Source organism: Streptomyces ortus, assembly GCF_026341275.1.
Taxonomy (GTDB): domain Bacteria; phylum Actinomycetota; class Actinomycetes; order Streptomycetales; family Streptomycetaceae; genus Streptomyces; species Streptomyces ortus.
The window spans coordinates 1,629,386-1,650,256 of record NZ_JAIFZO010000002.1 but is presented as its reverse complement, the minus strand read 5'-3'; the positions used below and the strand labels follow the sequence as shown (position 1 = coordinate 1,650,256).

Genomic DNA, 20,871 nt, shown 5'->3' with positions numbered 1-20,871 from the left:
TCTCTCTCGACTCACTGTGCCGCGAAGAAGAACTTGACGACGGGCCCCGCGGTGGAGACGAGGATGCAGCCGCCCAGCACCATGCCCAGGCGGCTCATGTGCTCGGAACCCTCTCCGCGCTTCATGGACACGGCCATCATGACCCCGGTGATCATGATCCCGGCCACCCCCGCGGCCGTGCCGAGCCAAGCGGTGATGCCCAGCACGGTGTCGACCGCGTCGCTCAGCTCGGCGGGAGCCTTCCTGGTGGGGTTGGGGACGTCGCCCTCCTCACGGAAGGTCAGGTAGTGCCCGCCCCGGGCGTAGAGGGAGTGCAGGGTGTCCTTCATGGGTGTCTCCGTTGTCGTGAAACAGGCAGATGCTCATCGGGCGAGCGGGGAACATGCGCAGTCGTCCCAGGCGGCGGAAAGCCGGGGAGCGAGCCGGCGTGGCCGGCGGAGGGGAGGGGGCCGTGGGGCTCAGGGCGGGGCGAGGACGTAAGGCTTGATCACGAACTCGACGAGCGGCCCGGCGGTGACGCCGAGGACGCAGGCGCCCACGACGATGGCGAGTCCTCGGAAGTAGGTCGCTCCTTCACCCATCTCACCGCGGCGCAGCTGCAGGGCCATCTGGATGCCGACGACCATGATCCCGCCCACCGCGGCAGCCGTCACGGTCCAGGCGAGGTACCCGAGCAGGGTGCTCCCCTGGGGATCCGGATCGAAGCTCTTTCTCTCCGGGAGAAGGCCGTCGGCCAACGGCAACAGCTCCATGAGCGTCATCGCAGTCCCGCCCCTCGTCCGGGCGGGAGCGAGGTGAGTTCCGCCAGCGCGCGGACCTGCCTCGGGAGCGGATCCACCTCCTCGCCCAGGCGCCAGGCCGGAATCCACGGAATCCGGTGGACCTCGGCCGCCGACCGCAACACCCGTACTCGTTGGCCGAGTCGGTACGGCAGCCGCCCCGGCGCGTCGGCGACGAGTACGACGGCCAGGAGATCCACCCCTGACGGGTGATCACCTGTGCGCAGCGCGTTCAGGGACTGGGACACCGCGCGCAGGCCCCCGGCATGGGTGCGGGCCACCAGCAGGACTCCACCGGGTTCGCCCCGGGCCGGTTCGGGCCAGCGGCCACGCAGATCCGCGCCGCCCAGTACCCGCGCGAGCGTGCTCGCCCCGCCGCCGCCGTGTGCGTTGACCCAGGCGAACCGCTGCCCCCGGTGCGGAGAGGGCTCGCGTTCGGCCGGTGCGGCGGGCCGGGACCGGGGGGTACGCGCAGCCGGCCGCGGTGACACAGCTGTCGCCGGGGCGACCTGCTGAGCGGCCGGTCCACGAATCCACATCTGTGGGCCGGCGGGCGCCGCCGGTGGGACACCCATGAGCGTCCATCCCTTCCCTCTGTTCCGAACCGGGTCGACGAATCCCGCATTGAACTGATCTGCCGCCGTGTCCGTTGCGCGGGTGCGAGTCCGCGGTGATCCGTCGGGCAGCCACTACGTGAAATCGCGCGGCCTGGTTCAGCGCTGTTCGAAACGAGACCGAGCGAGCGACAACCGAGGGGAGCGAACGGTCGTGGGCGCAGGTGCCGGCGGGAAGTCTCGTACAGCCGATAAACGGGGGCCGAACACCGCCGTGGTGGTCGCCGGCGCGTCCGCGGGCTTCCTGGGATGCCTGTTCAGCCCGCTGATCATCCTGATCCTTCTGGTCGGCGTGATCGTCATCTGCGCCATCGGCGTCATCTTCTGGCCGCTCGTGCTCATCTGCCAGATCTTCGGCTGTGGGGGAGGAGGAGGCGGCGGGGGCGTCGACACCGACCAGGTCGCGGAGGCGTTCAACGGCGACGGCAAGGGCGAGGTGCAGGAAGCCGCCGTGCCCGCGGCGTTCCTGAAGTACATCCAGGACGCCGGAGAGGAATGCGATCAGATCGGCCCGGTTGTCATCGCCGCGCAGATCCAGCAGGAGTCCGGGTTCAGGGAGCAGCTGATCGGCCCCGACGGGGCCAAGGGCATCTCCCAGCTGCCCCCGGACAAGTTCGACGAGTACGGCGAGGACGACGACGACAACGACAAGACCTCGGCCCTGAACGCGGGGGACTCGATCAGGGCGCAGGGCCGGTACATGTGCTCGCTGGCCAAGGACATCGACAGGCTCATCGCCGACGGCGGAGTGAAGGACGAGGAGCCCAACAGTCTGGACCTGACCCTTGCGGCGTACCACCTCGGCCTGGACGAGGTCAGGAAGGCGAAGGGCGTACCGGAGTACGGCGGTGCGCAGGCCTACGTCTTCGGCATCAGGACGTCGTTCGCCCTGTACTCGGGTGTCGTCGACTACCCCGAGGGATCCGGCTACCCCAGTGTCAGCCCGCTGCCCCTCGACTCCATCAGCGCGCGGCCCCGCGACGAGGAGGGAACGGAACGATGAACCAGGTATCGGGTGTCGGGAAGCACCTCGACCGTGGTCTGACAGGCCAGGAAGACGTGGAGCCGTGGCACGTGCCCGCCCTGGAGGTCCTGATCGACTCCGACGGCGGTGTGCTGATCGACGGCGCCCCCTTCCCCGTACCGCACGGCGAACCGGCCCATGTGGCCGTGCTCGACATGATGCAGCGCGGTGCGCGGACCGTGGCCGGCCCCGTCGAGGCGCTGGTCGTCGACAGGCGGGCACGGTACGCCGTCCGCATCGCGGTCACCGCCGACGGGGCGAGCCGGATCATCGGGCAGGAGGACTACGAGGAATGGACCGACGTGATGTCCCGGCCCACGGCCCGGCCGGAGCCCACCGCGTCCCCGGCGGCCGAACCGCTCCCGGCCGGACCGCCCGCACCTGAGGTCACGTTCGTTCGACCCACGCTCGGCGGACCACCCGCCGGGGGCGCCCGGCCCGCCGACGTGGGTGCTTCCCCGCCCGCATCGGACGAACTTGCCGAACTCGCCGCGCGTATCGGCCGCGCCATCGACGCCGGAGCACTGGAGCTGGCCGTCGTGCTCGCCTTCAAGCTGCGTCAGTACGCCGTGCGCACCTTCGGCGACGAGCACCCGTACACGGTGGAAGTGCTGGCGCTGGAGGCGTTCGCCGCGTACAGGGCGTGCAATCACACCGTCGCGACGGACACCTGCCTCGAACTCGCCCGGATCCGTCATCAGCAGGGTGACCCACTCGCCCATGAGGAGCTGCTGCGCGCGGTCTACGTGTGGCACCTGGTCGACGACCTGCCGTCGGCGGTCGGCCTCGGTCGGTCCCTGTTGGCCACCTGGTCACAACTGGCCAAAGAAGGCAATACGCCTGCGGGAGATATCGAATTGGTGAGGGGTGTGGAGCGACGTATACGCGCCCTTGTCACTGAGCGCGCACAGGACGGGGACGCTACGACCTGACGGGAAACGCGCAGGTCAGCGGCGGAAGCCCGCCGCAAGAGACTCTCCTGGACCGGTGCCGCACGACGCTCCACCCGTGGAATCCGTCGTTCCGCCGTCAATCGAACGTCAAATCCACGTGGAGATCGGCTCGTCACACTCCCTCGGATCGAGGCCGCTGAGCGCGGCCCGGCGGCCTGGCCATGCCCCGGGGCATGGAGTGAGGGAGTACGTAAGTGAGCTGGACAGTGCTGGGTTCCCTGGGCGCCGCGAGCGCTGCGGAACGCGCGATGCGCACGCTGCACGACGAGCAGGCGGGCGCGTTGTACACCTATGTCCTACGGCTGTTGAACGGTGACCGTCACAAGGCCGAGGACATCGTGCAGGAGGCGCTGCTGCGCTGCTGGCGGACGCAGGACCTGACGGGTAGTCAGCCCCTGCGGCCGTGGCTGTTCCGAGTGGCCCGCAACCTCGTCATCGACGAGTACCGGACGCGCAAGACCCGCCCCCAGGAGGTCAACGGCAACACCTGGCTGGAGGATCTGCTGACCAGGCCCGACGACGTGGACTGGTTGCTCTCCTCCATCCTGCTCAAAGAGGCGTTCAAGGAGTTGTCCGCCCCTCATCGCGAAGCGCTGTACGAGACGTACTTCTCCGGCAGGTCGATGCGTGAGGCGGGCGAGATACTGGGTGTCCCCTCGGGCACCGTCAAGTCGCGGGTGCATCACGCGGTCCGCGCGCTGCGTCTGGCCATGGGGGTCGACGACGGCGCCGGCGACGAAGCCGGCCGGCGCGTGTACCACCTGACCGCCGTGTAGGCGCGCTCGTCCGCGGGGCCGGGACGGAAGGCCGCGACGGCGGACCGGGGGACCGGGGGACCGGGGGACCGGGGGACCGGGACGGCGGATGTCGCGACCGTGTGGCCTTCGGCGACGGCCCGGCTCAGCCCGGCCTCCTGGCGTTCAGCCCTACCTCCTGGTGTTCACCGCAGGCCGCTCCCAGATCGGTGCGGGACGCTGGACCCGTGGCCCGGGCGGGACGGTCACGGGGTGTTCCCGCCTCTCGGGTGCGCGCTTCTCCTGCGCGTCCAGCAGCCGCTCCCGGTGTGCCAGGACCGCGGCCAGCGCCTCTCCGGCGCGGCCCGGGACAAGGCCGCGCATACGGATGACGGCGACCCCGGCGGACAACGCCTCCTCCACATCGGTGATCCCTCTCCACAGCAGTTCGGCGCTGTTCGCCACTGCCTCGGCCTGCTCGGCCTCCCGCTGGTAGTACCAGCGTTCGGCGACGTCGCGGTACAACTGGATGCCGCCGATCCTGTCCCCGGCCAGGGCGGCGGCCCGGGCCCGGACCTCGCGGATCCGCAGGGTCTCCGGATGAGAGACACCCAGGACGCCCGTGGCCTGCTCGTCGAGCAGCGTGGCGAGCGTGGAGGCCCGGTCGGCACGGCCCTCCTCCAGATGGTTCCGCACCTCCGCCATGGGTTCCGCGTACGTCTCGGTCTCCGGCCGCGCGCCGGGCCGGGGCGCCGAACGCTCCGCGGCGGCAGCCGCTCTCGCCTTGCGCCTCGCCTGTCGCCTCGTCAGCTTGGTGGTCTGTGACCGGTCGACCGGGACCTCGCTCACCTCACCGTCGGGTGCGACGATCAACGGCCAGATGACACCGCCCGGTTCGGTGGCCGTGGCCCGCACGGCACGGCCCAGCCTGGCCGCGGCATCGGCCACGATCTCTATGGCGGAGGCGCGCGTGGCGTGCCCGGACGTGGAGATCAGAGGGCCCGACGCGACCACCCGGCCGTCGTCGTGGACGGTGAGGTCGTAGACCGGCCAGGCCGGTACGTCTGTGGACTCGTGACTCGTTGGCATGATGTTTCTCCCGTGCGGCTGACCGCAGGACCTAGTGGACGGTGACGTCGGCGACCCGCCATGGCTGGTCACCTGCTGTGCGTGTGAGGTGCAGAAAGACCGTGACGACGGCGGGTTCGCCGGTCCATTGCCTTCGCCCCGAGGGGGTGGCCGTGACCGTCCACTGCCGCCATGCCCCGGTGTCGGTGTCGGGGGGCTGTGCGGCGTCCGCGGTCTTCCGGGGTACGACGGTCGTGTGCGCGCGGTGTTCGGCCCACTCCTGCCACTGGACACCGGGGATCGTCCGGGGTCGCTGGGCGCGTAGCCGATCCGCGTACGCACCGGTCAGCCAGCCCGCGTCCGCCGCGCGTACCTCGGCGTCGTGCGGGCCTGAGTCGGTGGTGGTGTCGAAGGTCCACAGCACTTTGAGCGCGCCCTCGCTGACCGCGTCGGCATCGGTACGGTCGACGTCCCGCGGCAGAACCGTGCCGCCGCGGGGTTCGTCCGTGCTCTCGGGCTCTGGAACCGCAGCCTCGGGTGGGTGCGTGGCAGGGGCGGACGGTGTCGGATACGGGCCGGTGCCGGTCGGCGGTGGGGTCGACGGCGCCGCGACCGCGCGTTCTTCATCGCCCCCACCGGAACCGCAACCGCCGGCCAGCAGCCCCAGGACGAGCACCGTCGCCGCCGGGCCGAGGGCGCGCTGTCCACGTAAGGAAGTCATCCGAACCGCCTGACCTTCTGCTGCTTGCCGGCGTAGTAGGGCTCGTCGAGATCGTTGATCTTCACGACGTCGCCGGTCTTCGGCGCGTGGATGAACTGCCCCTGGCCGATGTAGATGCCGATGTGGTCGTAGCTGCCGTTGAGTTGGAACCCGATGACGTCACCGGGGCGCAGGTCGTCGCGGGCCACCGCCTTGCCGGACGTGACCTGCAGCTGACTCACCCGGGGCAGGAGAATGCTGCCTCCGGACGCGTGGTAGACGGCGTTCTGTACGAGGCTGGAGCAGTCGAAGCCCACGGTGTCGGCGCCCTGGGCGAAACCGAGCCCGGGGCCTTCCGGTCCGCCGCCGCCCCAGGAGTAGGGGGTGCCGAGCCATTTCCTGGCGTTGGCCACCACCCTGTCGCCGAACGAACCGCCGGCTTCGGCCGGTTCGCCACCGGTGTACGTGGACATCGACGCGATGATCCTGGCGACGTAGCCCTGTGTCTCCGGGGAGGGGGGCACTCCGCCGAACCGCTCGACCGCCCCGGGACCCGCGTTGTAGGCGGCCAGTATCAGCCGGGTGGGGTCGCCGCCCGCGTTCATCTTCTCGACCTTGTCCGCGAGCCAGCAGTCGTAGCGGGCCTGGGTCATGATCGCGTCACCCGGGGTGAACGGGTCGGCGACGCCGTCCGGTTCGCCGCCGTCCCTGCCGGCCGCGTCCACGCCCCACGTCGCCCAGGTGCCGGGGATGAACTGGCTCAGCCCCTCGGCGTGGGCAGGGCTCACAGCCTTGGGGTCCCAGCCCGACTCGGCCTCTATCTGAGCGGCCAACAGCGGTGCGCTGACCTCCTCGCAGAGGCGACCGGCCCGCTCGATCCAGTTCAGGTACTCGGGCGGAACGCGGTCGGTCCTGAGCGCGGTGACCAGGCCCACGGGTGCGACGTCCTGTGCACGGTCCACGGCTCCCAGGATCGACAGGCCGACCAGGGAACCGACCAGGCCCAGTGCGGCGCACCCGGTGAGGAACGCGGCCGAACCCGTCCGGCCGGCCCGGCCGTTCACCGGCGATCACCCACGGGGGGAGGTGCGCCCTCCCGTGAACGCCTGAAGGCGAACATGAACAAATCAGCCCTTATCTATCCTCAACTGGACTCACCAGGAGAGGAGTTACATGTTGAGACTTATCATCTTGTGTGTATTATTCGGCCCGTTGAGTTGACGGGCGAAGGAGATGTCGTGGCAGGGGATGAGCCGGTCGTCAACCCCTGGTTGCCGCAGTCCGGCCGTCCGGAGGGCAGCAACGGGAAACCCCCTCGATCGGTTCAAGGAATTCCGACCGGACTTTCCGGTCCACGGGCGCCGCAGGGCACCGGAGTCCCACGGCCCGACCGGGCGCTGCCCGTCGCCCGTCCGCAATCGAGCGACGGGCAGTCCTGGTGGTGGCTCGGCGTGCACGGCGGCGCGGGCGTCAGCTCGCTGGAGCGGGCCGTGCCCGGTGGCAGGGACGCCGGGCGCGCCTGGCCGGTGTCCTTCGGGAATCAGCCGGTCGTGCTGATCGCCCGCTCCAGCGCGCACGGGCTCGCGGCGGCGCAGAACGCCGCTCGGCAGTGGGCCTCCCGCATGGTCACCGGCGTCGACCTGCTGGGTCTGGTCGTGGTCGCGGACGCTCCCGGCCGGCGCCCCCGGGTGCTGCGGGACCGGGTCCGGCTGGTGTCGGGCGCCGTACCGCGCGTGTGGGAGATCCCGTGGGTGGAGCCCTGGCGGCTCGGCGAGCCGCATCTGCCCAAGGAGTGCGTGACCCTCGCCCGCGACCTGAACCGGCTCACCCAACACCCCCCAGCACACTCAGACATATAGAGGGGAACCGAGTTGTCCACACTGATGGCGGCCCTTTGGGAAGCCTCGCCGTACCTGCAGCCGCATCGCCAGCTGCCCCACGTGGTCGCGGCCTCACCCCTGCCCTCGGGCGTGCCCGACGTCGGCGGGGGTGAGGCGCCGCCCGGAGCCGAGGACCTGCTGAAGGTGCTGAGGTGGGTCGCCTGGACCGTGACCGCCCTGTGTGTCGCGGGCATCTTCGGCGTCGCCGCCCGGATGGCCGTCGACCACTCCCGGGGAGGCGGCAGGGACCATGCCAGGGGGCTCGGCTTCGTCCTCGGGGCCTGCCTGCTGGTCGGCTCCGCCTCGGGCATCGTCGGCGCGCTCGTCTAGGGGGCGGGAACCATGACAGACCCCAGCACCCCTACGGATGCCGACGAGCCGCGCAGTCCCTGGCTGCGCGGCGGGTTCGTACTCGCCGCCGCGTTCATCGGCTTCGTCGCCGTCATCGCGGGCGCGGTCGTCCTCACCTCCGACGCTTCCGGCCCGGACGGCGACGCCACCCCTTCCCGGCACACCGCCGACCGTGCCACCGACCGCTCGCCGTCCCCGCCCGACGGGGACGCGGGCTGCCCCGAACTGGCCGGCACCCACCAGGACGTGCCCACCTCCGCTCCCCGGGACGTGACCTGGGCCCTCTACAGCTCGGTCGCCGTTCCCTCATCCGGGAAAGCGGGTCCCGCCGTGGTCGGCGAGGACGTGGCGCGCTGCTACGCGCGTACTCCCGTCGGCTCCCTGCTGGCCACCAGCCAGATCAGCGTCCGCTACCTGGCCGCCGACGACTGGCGCAAGGTGACCCGGCTCCAGACGGTCGGAGCCGGCCGTGATCCCTACATAGCCGGACGGACCAAGGCGGAGGCGGAATCGCCCACCGACCGGGACGGCGGTACGCACGGGCAGATCGCCGGATTCAAGTTCGTCACCTACAGCGAGAGCACCGCGGTGATCCAGACCGTGTGGCGGTTCCCGGACGGCCGGCTGCAGGCCGCCACGACGACCGTGCTGTGGCGGGACGGGGACTGGCGGCTGGAATACCCGGCCGCTCCCGTCGCCCCCACCCCGGTCGGCTCCCTGGCCGGGTACGCCGAATGGGGCGGTGTCTGATGGCGGGGTGCGACTTCGGCTGGGTGACCCCCTCGGTCGGCGGCTACTGCGTCGGGAACGGCACGGCGACGTCCCCGAAGAACCTCGGGGACAGCGCGTTCGACGACATCGCCGAGAGCGCGGCGAAAGCGGCGAGCACGACCGTCAAGGCACTGGGCAGCGCATGGATGGACCTGGGCAGTCCCGATCTGAGCGACGACAGCGGACCGGTGGCCTTCCTGCGTGGCTCCACCCTCTGGGTCACCACGTTCACCGCCGTCCTGTGCCTGCTGATCGCCGCCGGGCAACTCGCCTGGCAGCGCCGCGGCGATCCGGCACGCAATGCCCTCCAGGGACTGCTCAACCTGGTGATGGTGTCCTCGGTCGGTGTCGCCACCGTCGGTCTGCTGACCTCGGCGGGCGACAAGTTCAGCATCTGGATCATCGACAGGTCCACCGGATGCCGGCAGATCAGCGCGAGCGGGGACCCGGTCGCGCAGTGCGTGGCCGAATTCGAGAAACGCACCTCGGCCATGCTGGCGCTGGGCGGCACGGACTCCTCGTTCCTCGTCCTGATCATGGCCGTACTGGTGATCGCCGGCACGGTGGCGCAGATCGCCCTGATGATCGTGCGGGTGGCCATGCTGGTCCTCCTCACCGGGACGCTGCCCCTGTCGGCGGCGGCCAGTTCCACGGCCGCCGGCCGGTTCGGGTTCCGCCGGTCCGTGGGGTGGCTGCTCGCTTTCCTGCTGTACAAACCCGCGGCGGCCGTCGTGTACGCCGCCGCGTTCTCGATCACCGGCCAGAAACAGGACAACGAGGTCGTCTCCATGGTCTCCGGGGTGGTCCTGATCGTGCTGGCCTGCTTCACGCTGCCCGCGCTGATGCGGCTGACCGCCCCCGTCGTCCAGGCGGCGATGTCCGGTACGGGCCGCACGGGTGGAGCGTCCACCGCGACCTCCGGCGCGGCGGCCGTCGCCGTCACCGGGGCGCTGCCCGTGCCGAACCTGCGGAGCCTGGCCATCGGCAGATCGGTGGCGGGAGCGGCGGTGAACCCCGACGCCGGCGGCGCCCGGCCGAGCCGTCCCCTGACCGCACGGGGCGCCGAGGGAGCACGCGGAACGCCGGACAGCGAGCGTCCGGCGGCGGAACCCGCCCGGCCCCGGTCGGCCGCCAGCACGGATACGGATACGGAGTTCGCGGACCGGACGGAGAGCACGGCCCCGGTGCCCGTCCCCGACCACCGCCATCCCCACCATCAGCAGGAGGAGCCCCGTGGCTACTGAAGAGATCACCCCACGCACGTACGGCAACTTCCGCAAACCGCACACCTCGGGGCTGCGTGGTCTGTCCCTGGGCGCGACGCTGCTGCTGCTCGTCGGACTCGTCGCGGTGGTGCTGGCGTCGCTGGTCTCCCTCTGGGCGGCGCTGGGAGTGGCGATGGCGCTGGCACTCGTCACGGCGTCGCTGGGCTTGCGGGACCGGCACGACCGAACGCTCATGCAGCGCGGCGCGGTCCGTCTGGCCTGGCGGCGCACCACCTCATCCGGCGGCCATCTGTACCGGTCGGGTCCCCTGGGCCGGTCCGGTTACGGCACCTGCCGGCTTCCCGGCCTGGCGGCCGAGTCCACTCTGACGGAGGCCCAGGACGGCTACGGCCGGCCGTTCGCCATGGTCACGATTCCGGCGACCGGCCACCACACCGTCGTCATCTCCTGCGACGCCGACGGATCCGCCCTGGTCGACGAACGACAGATCGACACCTGGGTGGCCCACTGGGGCCAGTGGCTGTCCGCGCTGGGAGCCGAACCCGACCTCATCGCCGCGAGCGTCACCGTGGAGACCGCCCCCGACTCCGGAGTGCGGCTCCAGCAGGAGATCGACACCAACTCCGTGGCCGAGGCCCCCCGCCTGGCCACGGAGATGCTGCGGGAGGTGCTGTCCTCCTACCCCGAGGGCTCGGCGCAGATCGCCACCCGGATCGCGCTGACCTACTCCGGCGCGGCCCGCCCCGGCATGCCTCGCCGCAGCGCCGAGGACATGGCCGTGCACATCGGCACCCGGCTGCCGGGCCTGACCGCCGGGCTGTCCCTGACCAGCGCCGGCACGGCCGTACCGATGACCGCGACCGAACTCGCCGAGGCCGTACGCGTCGCCTACGACCCCACCGTGGCGACTCTGGTGGAGGAAGCACGGGCCACCGGCGGCACCGGGCTGACCTGGAAGGACGCCGGCCCCATGGCGGCCCAGGAGGCGTGGGACCACTACCGGCACGACGGGGCGTTCAGTGTCACATGGGCCATGACGGAGGCCCCGCAGGGCGAGGTGTTCTCCAACGTCCTGACCGGACTGGTGCAGCCCCACCGTGACATCGCCCGCAAGCGGGTCACGCTTCTCTACCGCCCGCACACCCGGGCCGAAGGCGCCCGGGTCGTCCAACAGGACTACAAGAACGCGTTGTTCAGCGCCCAGCAGTCCCAGATCGGCAGGGCCCGGGAGGACGCCGAGGTGACCGCCGCGCGCCGGACCACCGAGGAGCAGGCCCAGGGACACGGCGTGATCCGCTTCGGCCTGCTCATCACGGCGACCGTCAACGCCGCCTCGGAGCTGCCGAAGGCCGCCGCGGCCATCGACAACCTGGCCCCCGCCGCCCGTATCGCGGTGCGGCCCGTCTACGGCTCCCAGGCCGCGGCCTTCGCCGCCGCACTGCCCCTGGGTCTGGTGCTGCCCCTGCACACCGCCGTGCCGCAGACCGTGCGCGACGTGATGTGACGGAAGGCGGAGAGGAATGAGGAGAACCCGATGGCACGTATGACCAAGCAGTCCCGTCAGCCGCGACGCGTCACCCCACGCGGCCGGCCAGGACCGGGCGGCGGCATGGTCGGCTACGTCGATCCCGCGCCGGAGTGGCGGGGCACCTCGGTGCAGGTGTGCGGCCTGTGGCCGTTCGGCGCGGGCGCCGGAAGCCCGATGGTCGGGGTACCACTGGGCCGGGACCTGGACTCCGGGGCGACGGTGTGCTGCGATCCCGTGTCGTGGTTCATGCGTACGGGGCTCCTGGCCAACCCGTCGATGTTCGTGCTGGGCCGCCCGGGACTCGGCAAGTCGACCATCGTCCGGCGGATGGCGCTGGGCCTGTCCGGCTACGGTGTCCATCCGATGATCTTCGGCGACCTCAAGCCGGACTACGCGGACCTGATCAGAGCCATCGGCGGGCAGGTCATCACCCTGGGGCGGGGCCGCGGCAACCTCAACGTCCTGGACCCCGGCGAGTCCGGGCGGGCGGCGACCCGGCTCACCGGCGACGCCCGGCACCGGCTGCTCGCCGACATCCACGGCCGCCGTCTGCACATGGTCTCGGCTCTGGTGACCATCCTGCGCTCGGCGCCGCCGACGGACCGGGAGGAGACGATCCTCTCGACCGCGCTGAACGTCCTGGACGACCGGTACGACGCGCGATCAGGCCGCGTTCCGGTACTCGCCGACCTGGTACGGGTCATCAAGGACGCGCCGGAAGCGGTACGGGCGGTCGCGCTGGACCGGGGCGACATCACCCGCTACCGCGACATCACGGAGAACCTGGAGGCGTCGCTCACCGCCCTGCTCGGCGACGGCCGGCTGGGCGGGACCTTCGCCCGCCCGACGACGGAGGCGATGAAGCTGGACCGCCCGGTCTGCTTCGACGTCAGCGGCATCGACGACAGCGAGTCCCTGCTCCAGGCCGCGGCACTGCTGTCCTGCTGGTCGTACGGCTTCGGCGCGGTGTCGGCGGCCCACGCCCTCGCGGACGCGGGACTCGAACCGCAGCGCAACTACTTCCTCGTCATGGACGAGTTGTGGCGGGTCCTCCAGGCGGGCCGCGGTCTGGTGGACCGCGTCAACGCCCTCACCCGCCTCGACCGCCAGCGCGGTGTGGGGCTCGCCATGATCACCCACAGCATCGACGACCTCATGGCCCTGCCCGCGGAGGAGGACCGCACCAAGGCGAGGGGCTTCGTGGAACGGGCGGGCATGGTGATCTCCGCGGGGCTGCCGCCGGCCGAACTGCCGCAGCTGACCCAGATCGTGGAACTGACCGAGGCGGAGAGGCGCCTGCTGGTCGACTGGTCCACCCCGCCGGCCTGGGACGCCGCCCACGGCCGCCGTGCCGACCCACCCGGCCTCGGCAACTTCCTCATCAAGGTCGGCAACCGCCCCGGAATCCCGGTTCACGTGGACCTGACGGCGGCGGAACTGGAGATCAACAACACGAACAGAAGGTGGAACAAGTAACCGCACGCCCTTCGGACGGTCCAGCCGCACCGTTCGGTTGAACCGTTCGGCCGCCGATGCCGTTGTGACTGCTCAGCGAGTAGTCCTGAACTCCGACGGAAGGCCACCGACGTGGGTATCGACCCTACCGAGCGCCGAGAGTCAAACATGCACAAAATTGACGCCGGGGCGTTCGAAGCCGCCGTGAAGAAGCAAGAGAGAGAGGAGAGGAAGTCGCGCGAGTCGAAGGGAAAGCGGCGCGCGTCGAACTACCCGCTGGAGAAGATCTCCGAGGCGGAGCAGTTCGCTCTTCCGTTCAATCCCAGAAGCACGCGCGCCTCCGTCGCATTCCAGGTTTCCGGACTTGAGAGCGGACGGGCCGTAAACGTAGTTGCCGTCCCGAAGACGGGGCGCTCAGGTGTAGACATATTCCGGCAGGTGTTTTCCACGAGTGGCGCCGAGAAGTGGGTCAAGGAGAACAACGCGAGGATCGAGAAGATAGCGACCCTCGCATCCGCCGCCCTCCAAGGGGCCGGGTACGCGGTCGAGCATGCTCAGGGTGCGGGACCGGCCTCCAAGGGGATGCAGATCGCCGGTGGAACCATAGCTGCCGTCAGCGGAGCCGTTAAAGGCGCCAATTATGGCCTGTCTGCCTACAACACCGCGACCGGAAGGGACGCCGGCACAAGCACCCAGGCGATGCAGGACGCATTCGCATCGGCCGCTCACCTGGGTAAGGCCGGCCTGGGCGTGGCGAGTGCCTTCGGGGCCACAGGTCCAGTGATGGGCCTGGGCTCCACGGTCACGCAACAGCTGATCGACAACGCCACGAGCCCCATGACCACGCACGAAGCAATAGATGATGCCCAGGCGAAGATCGCCGGCTTCACGCAGTACCCCATGAACGCTTCCTGGAGCCCGGACCAGAGGAGCGCGTCGCCCGCCTACAGTAACGACTCCTCCCAGGGAGACCGCCAGTACAGGGAGAGTTTGATCTATTCGGAGACGTACCCCGACCAGACTTCTGTGGCGTTCAACCCGATCGACTACAACCCGTCGTCCTCCGCGTCCCGCGGCGCTGACTCGTGGGGTTCATCGGGGGTGGCGTTCTCAAGTTATGGGCCGGTGCAGCAGAGCGCCTACACCTACAGAAGGACGAGTCCTGGCCTGGCACCTGAAGAATCCGTAGACCCACGGTATTCGCGCGGAGAGTCCTCGGCTCACAACTACAACTACAACTACAGCTACACGACAGGACCCGAGCGTCGGCAATCGAGGCAGGCGGACAGTACTGAGGCGCACCACCGGAGCAGTAGGAGCAGCAAGGGCAAAGGTAAGGCCAGGGGTAAGTGATCCAGGCAACGCAACCGCCCTCACTCGCTTGACGGGTTCGAGTGCATGGAACAGGGCTTCTGGCGGTCGCGTCCGACTTGTCACAGACTGTCGAACGCGACCACCGGAAACCTTGCGGTTCTTGCCGCCCTGACCGTAGTGGCCCGCAACGTCACCCCCACCGCCGACCGGATCACCGACCTCCGGAGTGCAGTTGTTCGCGGGCGTAGATGCGCAGGAGTTCGTGCATGGTGTAGCGGCCGGGGTGGTGTTCGGTGAGTAGGTGGGCGTGGGTCAGTTCTGCGAGGAGGCTGTGGGCCTCTCGCAGGGAGAGGCCGGCCAGGGCCGCTGCCGCCGGTGCGGAGATGTCCGGGTCGGCGTGCGGGCCGATGAGGCGGAACAGGCGTGCAGCGGGGGCGGACTGGGCTTTGTAGGACCAGGAGAAGCTGGCTCGTACGTCGGTGCCGAAGTCGCCGCCCGTGAATGCGTCGAGGCTTCCCCCGCCCCGGCTGTCGCGCAGTTCGTCGGCGATGGCGCTGAGGGGAAAGCCAGGGTTGATCGCCGCTCGGGCGGCGACGACGGCCAGGGCCAGTGGCAGCCGGCCGCACAAGGCGATGATGTCGTCGACGGCGCGTGGCTCAGCCGACAGTCGCCTCGCTCCCAGCCGGCGTCCGAGGACGTCGTGTGCGTCGGCGGGAGCCAGTTGGTGCAGGGCCAGTGGATGTGCGCCTTCGCCGGCGATCAGGCCGGTGAGCTGGCTGCGGCTGGTGACGATGACGAGGCAGCCCGGCGAGCCGGGCAGCAACCGGCGGACGTGGTCGACGTCGCGTGCGTTGTCCAGCAGGATCAGCACCCGCCGGTTCGCGAGCAGGGACCGGTACAGCAGGGTCTGGGCCTCAGGCTGGGCGGGGATGCGCCACGAGGGGACGCCCAGGCCGTCGAGGGCGATGCGGATGCCCTCCTCCGGTGACATGAGCGATCCGGTCGCGTCGAAACCGCGCAGGTTGATGAAGAGCTGCCCGTCGGGAAAGCGGCCGGAGATCTCCCGGGCGAAACGCACCGCGAGAGCTGTCTTGCCGACGCCGGCCATGCCGCTCACCACAGTGATGGGCATCGTCGCCTTGTGGTCGCCGCCATTGGGCAGCAGGGCACGGGCTTGGTCGAGTTCGCTGTGCCGGCCGGTGAACGTGGCCGGATCGGCGGGGAGCTGGGCGGGACGGGTCGTTGATTCGGCCGCCGGCACCGCGGCCCGGCGCGGGGGAGCGGACAGTTCCAGTGACGCGTCGGCCGCCAGAATACTTCGGTGGAGGTGACGCAGCGACGCACCCGGTTCAATGCCCAACTCGGCCACCAGGGTGTTTCGCGTCGTGCGGTAGGAAGCCAGCGCCTCCGCCTGGCGCCCCGACCGGTACAGGGCAATCATGAGCAGTTCGCACAACCGCTCGCGCAGCGGATGCTGCCCGGTCAGCGCACGCAGCTCGGGAATCACCGCGACGTGCCGGCCGAGTTCGACATCGATATCGAAACGCGCCTCCAGAGTGCTGAGCCGTGTTTCGTTGAGCCTGGAGCGTTCGCTTTCCGCGAGCGGGCCCGCCAGCCCGGCCAGGGGAATTTCCTGCCATTGGCCGAGCGCGGTGTGCAGCAGTTGGGACGCCGCGGACAACTCACCCCCGGCACGCAGCTTCGCCGCCCGCTCGACCCGCTGCTCGAACACGCCCAGGTCCACGGCGTCCTCGGGAACGCGCACCAGATATCCGTCGGCGGCGGAGACGATCACGACCCCGGACCCGTCGGAGGTCCGGCCGGACTCCAGGACCTTGCGCAGACGCGACACATAGGTACGCAGCACCGGCACGGCCGCCATCGGCGGGTTCTCGCCCCACACGGCATGGACGAGCTCGGCGGTTGTGACCAGACGCCCACGCCGCAACAGCAAGGCCGCCAGGACCACCCGCTGCTGAGGCGAACCAAGTGCCAGGTCCTCCTCGCCGCGCCCCACCCGAACAGGGCCCAACACGGCGAAGCGCAAGGGAGCCTGAGAGGCCGACTCCACACCATGACTGTCCAAAGAATGCCCTACGACTGGTCGGCGGTGAGGGTGCGAGGGGAGAAACCGTCCTGGCCGCGGCGAGTGCGCGTTCGGCAATGGACATCGGCGACAGGGTCGTCGAGTGGAGGGCAAAGAGATTCGCTATTTCACGACGAATGCTTCCGTCTCGCAGTACTTGATCCACTTGATCTTGTCTGCGGGGGGAAGTCCCCGTTCGAAGGCGAGCATTCCACCCTCCACGATCGCTTCGATGCCATGAGATTTCAGGCACTTGAGCCAATGATCACGCTTGTCCCCGTACTCCGGATCCTCGCGGGCAGCTCGTATCGGCAGAGTCTCGGGCTCTTTCTGCCGGCACTTGTCCTCAGCTGCCGCCTGTTTCTCCTGTCCGTTCAGGTTCAGGCCCCGATAGGAGCCGTCCTTGTTCTTGGACATCCGGAGTCCGTGCTGTTCCAGGCAGTCGTAGTACACCTGCCAGAGCCTGTCCTGCTCCTCCTCGGAGGTGTCCGGCCTGATGAGGGGCTGCTCGACCTGAGCCGACGGCGACCCCCCTTTGTCGGCGCCCTCCACGCTCGCGACGCCGTTGTCCCGCGCCCTGCTCTGCGCCTTGCTCTCGTCGGCCTGCTCGGACCCTCCGCCGCAGGCCCCGAGCAGGCCGACCAGCCCGAGCAGGCCGACCGAGGTGAGCGCGGCGACCGTCGCGGGCCAACGCCTGGCGTCCGACGAACGGGACACATCGGTAGGTTGCATGGTGTCGATCTCCTCTGTGAGTGTCGGAACCTTGTGGCGCCACCGGGTCAGGTGGACGCGAGTGCCGCGGTCGGGGACAGCCGGGAGGCGCGGACCGCTGGATACACCCCGGCGACCACGCCGACGAGTACGGCGCCGCAGAGCCCGCCGGTCACCGCCGGCAGCGGGATGACCGTCGGCCAGCCCTTGTATTCCGCGTAGCCCGTGGTGGCGAGGACGCCGAGGACGATTCCGGCAAGGCCGCCGAGGCCGGCCAGCGCGATGGATTCGGTGAGGAACTGTCCCCGGATCTGCCGCCGGCTGGCGCCCAGTGCGCGACGCAGCCCGATCTCGCGGCGGCGTTCCAGTACGGAGATCACCATGGTGTTGGCGACTCCGACGCCACCGATCAGCAGCGCCACGCCGGCCAGGCCGATGAACAGCCCCGAGAAAGCGGCCTCGGTGGAGCGTTTGGCGGCCAGGGCGTCCGACGGGCGGCTGACCAGCACCAGGCTCGGTGACCGGGGGCTGATGGTGGCGGGAAGCACCGCGTGTACGTCCTCGATGGCCGCCTCGTCCGCCCGCACGAACAACTGCGTCGGTCGGCGGTCGAAACCGAGCACGCTGTGAGCGGCCTCCCAGCCGACCACGACGGCCCGGTCGAGGTCCGGGGCCAGCGGAACGGTACGCAGTATCCCGATGACACCGAACCACCGGTCGTCGATCAGCACGAGTGGCGGGGAGACCCCCGGGCGCAGATCGGGGAAGCCGAGGCGGGCCGCCGCGACCGCGCCGAGGACGGCGGTGGGGTACCCCTCGGTGGCCTTGGAGAGGTAACGACCGGAGCGGACCTCGCCGTTGACCACCTTGAGCAAGTCCGGCTCGGCAGCCAGCACCGTCAGCCCCGAGTCGTCGAGCGGACCGAGCCGGTCGGAACGCCGTACGACAGCGTGTGTGTTGGCCACCGCCGTTACGGCGTTCACGGGCCCGATGCGTCTGACCATCTCGACCGACTCGGGCGGGAACGTGACCGGCTTCCCCTCCGTGGTGGCCGCGTCGGCCGTCGCCTGCAGCCGGTCGGTGCCCAGGGCGGTGAGTTCGGCGTCGAGGGCCCGCTGGCTGGAGGCCGGAATCCCGGTGACCACGATCATGGTGGCGATACCGATGGAGATGCCGAGCGCCGAAAGCGCCGACCGCATGCGCCGGGTGCGGATGCCGATGAGGCCGAGGCGGAGCAGGTCCGCGGGCGAGAGCCGGACGGGCCGGTGCCACGGGGGTGCCGCGGACCGGTGCCGTGCGGAACGCCGGTTCGGAGCCGGCCTCACGACGCGAATCCCGCGGCGGCCCCGTGGTCGACGTTCCCGGCGTTGGTGCCGCTGTCAGCGCTGATGCCGCCGGCACCGTTGGCCTCGCGTGCAACGTCGGTCTCGCGGTCGACGCCGGTGTCGCGGTCCATATGGGTGTCGCCGACGATGCGGCCGTCCTGCATCTCCACCCGCCGGGGCAGTTGTGCGGCGATGTCCCGGTCGTGGGTGATGAGAGCGATCGTGGTCCCCTCCTTGTTGAGCTGGGTGAGCAGGTCCAGCACGGCATGTCCGTTCGCGGTGTCCAGCGCGCCCGTCGGCTCGTCCGCGAGTACGAGCCCGGGTTCGTGGACGAGAGCCCGTGCGATGGCCACCCGCTGACGTTCGCCACCGGAGAGCTGATGCGGTCGGTGGTCGACGCGATGGGTCAGACCGACCCGTTCGAGCGCCGCTTGCGCGAGCGGACGCCGCCGCTTCTTCGGCACCCCGGCGTACAGCAGACCGGTGGCGACGTTCTCGGTGGCGGTCAGCCCCTCGGACAGGTGGAACTGCTGGAAGACGAAGCCGAGCCGGCGTCCGCGCAGCGCCGACAGCAGCCTGTCCGGCAGCGCGGTGACATCCTGTCCGGCGATCATGACGGTGCCGCTGGTGGGCCGGTCCAAGGTGCCCATGATGTTCAGCAGGGTGGACTTGCCCGAGCCGGACGGCCCGACGATGGCCAGGAGTTCTCCGTTCCCGATGTCCAGGCTCACCCCGGCGAGCGCCTTGACCCCGCCGGGATGTTCGACCGTGGCATCACGGACCGACAGCACCGACGTACGTACGCCCGTCATGAGGACGTCACCACCCGGGTGCCCTCGGTGATCCCGTTCCCGGTGATCTCGACCATCCCCTTGGCGAACAGTCCGGTCTCCACCGCGACCGTCTCTCCGTCGGCACGCCGCAGCCCGTAGCCGCCCTCGCGGAGCGCGAGCAACGCGGTGACCGGAACGGCGAGCACCCCGTCCCGGGTCTCGGAGACGAACTCCACCTGGACCGGCGCCGAGTCGAGCTTCCGGACCGTGCGCGGATCCACGAACGAGATGGTGACCGTCACCTTGGACTCCGGCCCGCCGCCCTCCGGCTGCTCGGCGTCGGTGCCGACGCCGGTCACCTTGCCGGCGGCCGAAGTCCCGCCCGGGAGTCGTACGGTCACGCGATCCCCGCGCTTGACGGAGCCCGCCTCGGAGACGTCCACCTGTACGGTCACGGCCTTGGCGGTCGGGGTGACCCGCAGCAGCGCTCCGGCGACCGGGTCGCCCACCTGGGCACTGGCCCCCTCCACCCGGACCGCGCCGCTGAATACCGCCACGTCACCGGGCTCGATCACCCCCGTGGACGGCACCCCCCGATCGGCCTGCCAGCGTTTGACCGCGCTCACCAGCGACTCCGTGTACACCCCGTCACCGGACCCGACCTGCACCCGCGTGACCCCACCGGCGCCGTCGGCCGACTCGGTACCCTTCCCTGCCGGGGCCGGGGCCGGTGCCGGTGCCGGTGCCGGGGCCGGGTCAGGGTCAGGGTCAGGGGCAGGCGCGGAAGCCCCGGACCCTTGACGCCCGTCGCCGGATGTCGCCTCGTCGGCCCGGCTCCCCAGCGCCTCCTGCTCACTCTCCTGCGGGGCCGTGGCGTCGGCGGGAACCTTCACGCTGACGACGTGTCCTGGCGAGGGTTGGGCACCGGTGTCGTAACCCAGAGCCCGCAGATTGTCGACGATCACTCGCACGTCCCGCCCGACAGTGTTCCGCGCCGTCAGATTCCGGTAGACCGGCACGCTGCCGTAGAAGACGGGCACCGCGGTGTCGTCGACGCGGTACAGCGGCTTGCCCCGGGACACCTTGGTCCCGACGGGCGCCAGCCATGTCACCATCCCGTTCCCGGCCCCCTTGACCGTCTGCGGTGTGCCGTAACCGAGCGTGCCCTCAAGGGCACGGCTGTCGGAGAGGTCGGTCCGCACGACCTTGACCGTGCTCGCCTTCGGCTCCGTCCCGGACGGAGTCGGCCTGCCGCCCTGCCCCCACGGAACCGTCACGACGACGGCGACCCCGGCCAGCGCCAGCGCGATCACGGCACCGATGCTTCGGACACGGCGTCGCCCCTGTCCGGCGGCGGGCACCGTCGCGGCGGGCTCCTTCTCCGTCCCGTCGCCGCGATCCTCCGGCGGGCGGGTCACCGTGTGCCCGCAGCGGCGGACAGCCGCGGGACCGCTCGCGTCGCGCCGCCGGGAGGACGGCTGTCGAAGGTGACACGTGCGCTGTCCCGGACGGCCCTCCACCTGGCTGGTGCGGTGGCGCGCGCTGTGGATCGGATCATGCTGAAGAACTCCAAGAACGA

General features: G+C 70.4%; 21 protein-coding genes. 10 read left to right on the top strand and 11 right to left on the bottom strand.

Annotation, left to right across the window (positions count from 1 at the left end; all coding sequences use genetic code 11):
* Positions 1 to 11 precede the first annotated feature (11 nt).
* The 3 genes from K3769_RS10605 to K3769_RS10595 all read right to left on the bottom strand — a co-directional run bounded on the left by K3769_RS10605 (position 12) and on the right by K3769_RS10595 (position 1,354).
* Positions 12 to 329 carry a hypothetical protein gene (locus tag K3769_RS10605; protein WP_267026185.1) on the bottom strand — a complete coding sequence of 106 codons (318 nt, stop codon included), beginning with the start codon at positions 327 to 329 and terminating at the stop codon, positions 12 to 14.
* 129 nt (positions 330 to 458) lie between these two features.
* Positions 459 to 761 carry a hypothetical protein gene (locus tag K3769_RS10600; protein WP_267026184.1) on the bottom strand — a complete coding sequence of 101 codons (303 nt, stop codon included), beginning with the start codon at positions 759 to 761 and terminating at the stop codon, positions 459 to 461.
* Positions 758 to 1,354 (bottom strand): DUF6668 family protein, encoded by a 597-nt coding sequence (locus K3769_RS10595; protein ID WP_267026183.1) that lies wholly within the window; start codon positions 1,352 to 1,354, stop codon positions 758 to 760. The genes K3769_RS10600 and K3769_RS10595 overlap by 4 nt, the downstream gene beginning before the upstream one ends.
* A gap of 253 nt (positions 1,355 to 1,607) precedes the next feature.
* Here K3769_RS10595 and K3769_RS10590 point away from each other — a divergent pair, with 253 nt between their 5' ends.
* From K3769_RS10590 to K3769_RS10580, 3 genes are all read left to right on the top strand, one after another.
* On the top strand, positions 1,608 to 2,396 hold the full coding sequence (locus K3769_RS10590) for a lytic transglycosylase domain-containing protein (protein WP_267026182.1): 789 nt from the start codon (positions 1,608 to 1,610) through the stop codon (positions 2,394 to 2,396).
* Entirely contained in the window at positions 2,393 to 3,349 is a 957-nt protein-coding gene (locus K3769_RS10585) for a hypothetical protein (protein WP_267026181.1), read from the top strand. Before K3769_RS10590 ends, K3769_RS10585 begins: the two co-directional genes overlap by 4 nt.
* A gap of 215 nt (positions 3,350 to 3,564) precedes the next feature.
* Entirely contained in the window at positions 3,565 to 4,146 is a 582-nt protein-coding gene (locus K3769_RS10580) for a sigma-70 family RNA polymerase sigma factor (protein ID WP_267026180.1), read from the top strand.
* A 150-nt stretch (positions 4,147 to 4,296) separates the two neighbouring features.
* Here the strand turns inward: K3769_RS10580 and K3769_RS10575 are convergent, their stop codons facing one another.
* From K3769_RS10575 to K3769_RS10565, 3 genes are read right to left on the bottom strand one after another with little or no spacing between them, the layout of a single operon-like run.
* Positions 4,297 to 5,193, bottom strand: coding sequence for a hypothetical protein (locus K3769_RS10575; protein ID WP_267026179.1), 897 nt, complete (start codon positions 5,191 to 5,193; stop codon positions 4,297 to 4,299).
* A gap of 31 nt (positions 5,194 to 5,224) precedes the next feature.
* Positions 5,225 to 5,893 carry a hypothetical protein gene (locus K3769_RS10570; protein ID WP_267026178.1) on the bottom strand — a complete coding sequence of 223 codons (669 nt, stop codon included), beginning with the start codon at positions 5,891 to 5,893 and terminating at the stop codon, positions 5,225 to 5,227.
* Entirely contained in the window at positions 5,890 to 6,936 is a 1,047-nt protein-coding gene (locus K3769_RS10565) for a bifunctional lytic transglycosylase/C40 family peptidase (protein WP_267026177.1), read from the bottom strand. Before K3769_RS10565 ends, K3769_RS10570 begins: the two co-directional genes overlap by 4 nt.
* Before the next feature lie 174 nt (positions 6,937 to 7,110).
* On the opposite strand from K3769_RS10565, the gene K3769_RS10560 reads away from it, so the two are divergent.
* The 7 genes from K3769_RS10560 (at position 7,111) to K3769_RS10530 (ending at position 14,436) form a co-directional block, all read left to right on the top strand.
* Entirely contained in the window at positions 7,111 to 7,731 is a 621-nt protein-coding gene (locus K3769_RS10560; RefSeq protein ID WP_267026176.1) for a DUF6668 family protein, read from the top strand.
* 12 nt (positions 7,732 to 7,743) lie between these two features.
* A complete protein-coding gene (locus tag K3769_RS10555; RefSeq protein WP_267026175.1) occupies positions 7,744 to 8,082 on the top strand; it encodes a hypothetical protein in 339 nt (112 codons plus the stop codon).
* Positions 8,083 to 8,094: 12 nt separating this feature from the next.
* Positions 8,095 to 8,853, top strand: a complete 759-nt coding sequence (locus K3769_RS10550) for a DUF8175 domain-containg protein (RefSeq protein WP_267026174.1) — start codon at positions 8,095 to 8,097, stop codon at positions 8,851 to 8,853.
* The gene (locus K3769_RS10545) at positions 8,853 to 10,118 is read left to right on the top strand and encodes a hypothetical protein (protein WP_267026173.1); all 1,266 of its coding nucleotides are present in this window, start codon (positions 8,853 to 8,855) and stop codon (positions 10,116 to 10,118) included. The genes K3769_RS10550 and K3769_RS10545 overlap by 1 nt, the downstream gene beginning before the upstream one ends.
* Positions 10,108 to 11,604 carry an SCO6880 family protein gene (locus K3769_RS10540; protein WP_267026172.1) on the top strand — a complete coding sequence of 499 codons (1,497 nt, stop codon included), beginning with the start codon at positions 10,108 to 10,110 and terminating at the stop codon, positions 11,602 to 11,604. Before K3769_RS10545 ends, K3769_RS10540 begins: the two co-directional genes overlap by 11 nt.
* A 30-nt stretch (positions 11,605 to 11,634) precedes the next feature.
* Positions 11,635 to 13,104, top strand: a complete 1,470-nt coding sequence (locus K3769_RS10535; RefSeq protein WP_267026171.1) for a putative type IV secretion/conjugal transfer ATPase — start codon at positions 11,635 to 11,637, stop codon at positions 13,102 to 13,104.
* A 111-nt stretch (positions 13,105 to 13,215) separates the two neighbouring features.
* Positions 13,216 to 14,436 (top strand): hypothetical protein, encoded by a 1,221-nt coding sequence (locus K3769_RS10530; RefSeq protein WP_267026170.1) that lies wholly within the window; start codon positions 13,216 to 13,218, stop codon positions 14,434 to 14,436.
* A gap of 172 nt (positions 14,437 to 14,608) precedes the next feature.
* On the opposite strand, the gene K3769_RS10525 is transcribed toward K3769_RS10530, so the two are convergent.
* From K3769_RS10525 to K3769_RS10505, 5 genes are all read right to left on the bottom strand, one after another.
* Positions 14,609 to 16,468 carry an AfsR/SARP family transcriptional regulator gene (locus K3769_RS10525; protein WP_267026169.1) on the bottom strand — a complete coding sequence of 620 codons (1,860 nt, stop codon included), beginning with the start codon at positions 16,466 to 16,468 and terminating at the stop codon, positions 14,609 to 14,611.
* Positions 16,469 to 16,606: 138 nt separating this feature from the next.
* Positions 16,607 to 17,215, bottom strand: a complete 609-nt coding sequence (locus K3769_RS10520) for a hypothetical protein (RefSeq protein WP_267026168.1) — start codon at positions 17,213 to 17,215, stop codon at positions 16,607 to 16,609.
* A 47-nt stretch (positions 17,216 to 17,262) separates the two neighbouring features.
* Entirely contained in the window at positions 17,263 to 18,519 is a 1,257-nt protein-coding gene (locus K3769_RS10515) for an ABC transporter permease (protein ID WP_267026167.1), read from the bottom strand.
* On the bottom strand, positions 18,516 to 19,331 hold the full coding sequence (locus K3769_RS10510) for an ABC transporter ATP-binding protein (RefSeq protein WP_267026166.1): 816 nt from the start codon (positions 19,329 to 19,331) through the stop codon (positions 18,516 to 18,518). Before K3769_RS10510 ends, K3769_RS10515 begins: the two co-directional genes overlap by 4 nt.
* Complete coding sequence (locus K3769_RS10505) at positions 19,328 to 20,710, bottom strand: efflux RND transporter periplasmic adaptor subunit (protein WP_267026165.1); 1,383 nt, start codon at positions 20,708 to 20,710, stop codon at positions 19,328 to 19,330. Before K3769_RS10505 ends, K3769_RS10510 begins: the two co-directional genes overlap by 4 nt.
* Positions 20,711 to 20,871 lie beyond the last annotated feature (161 nt).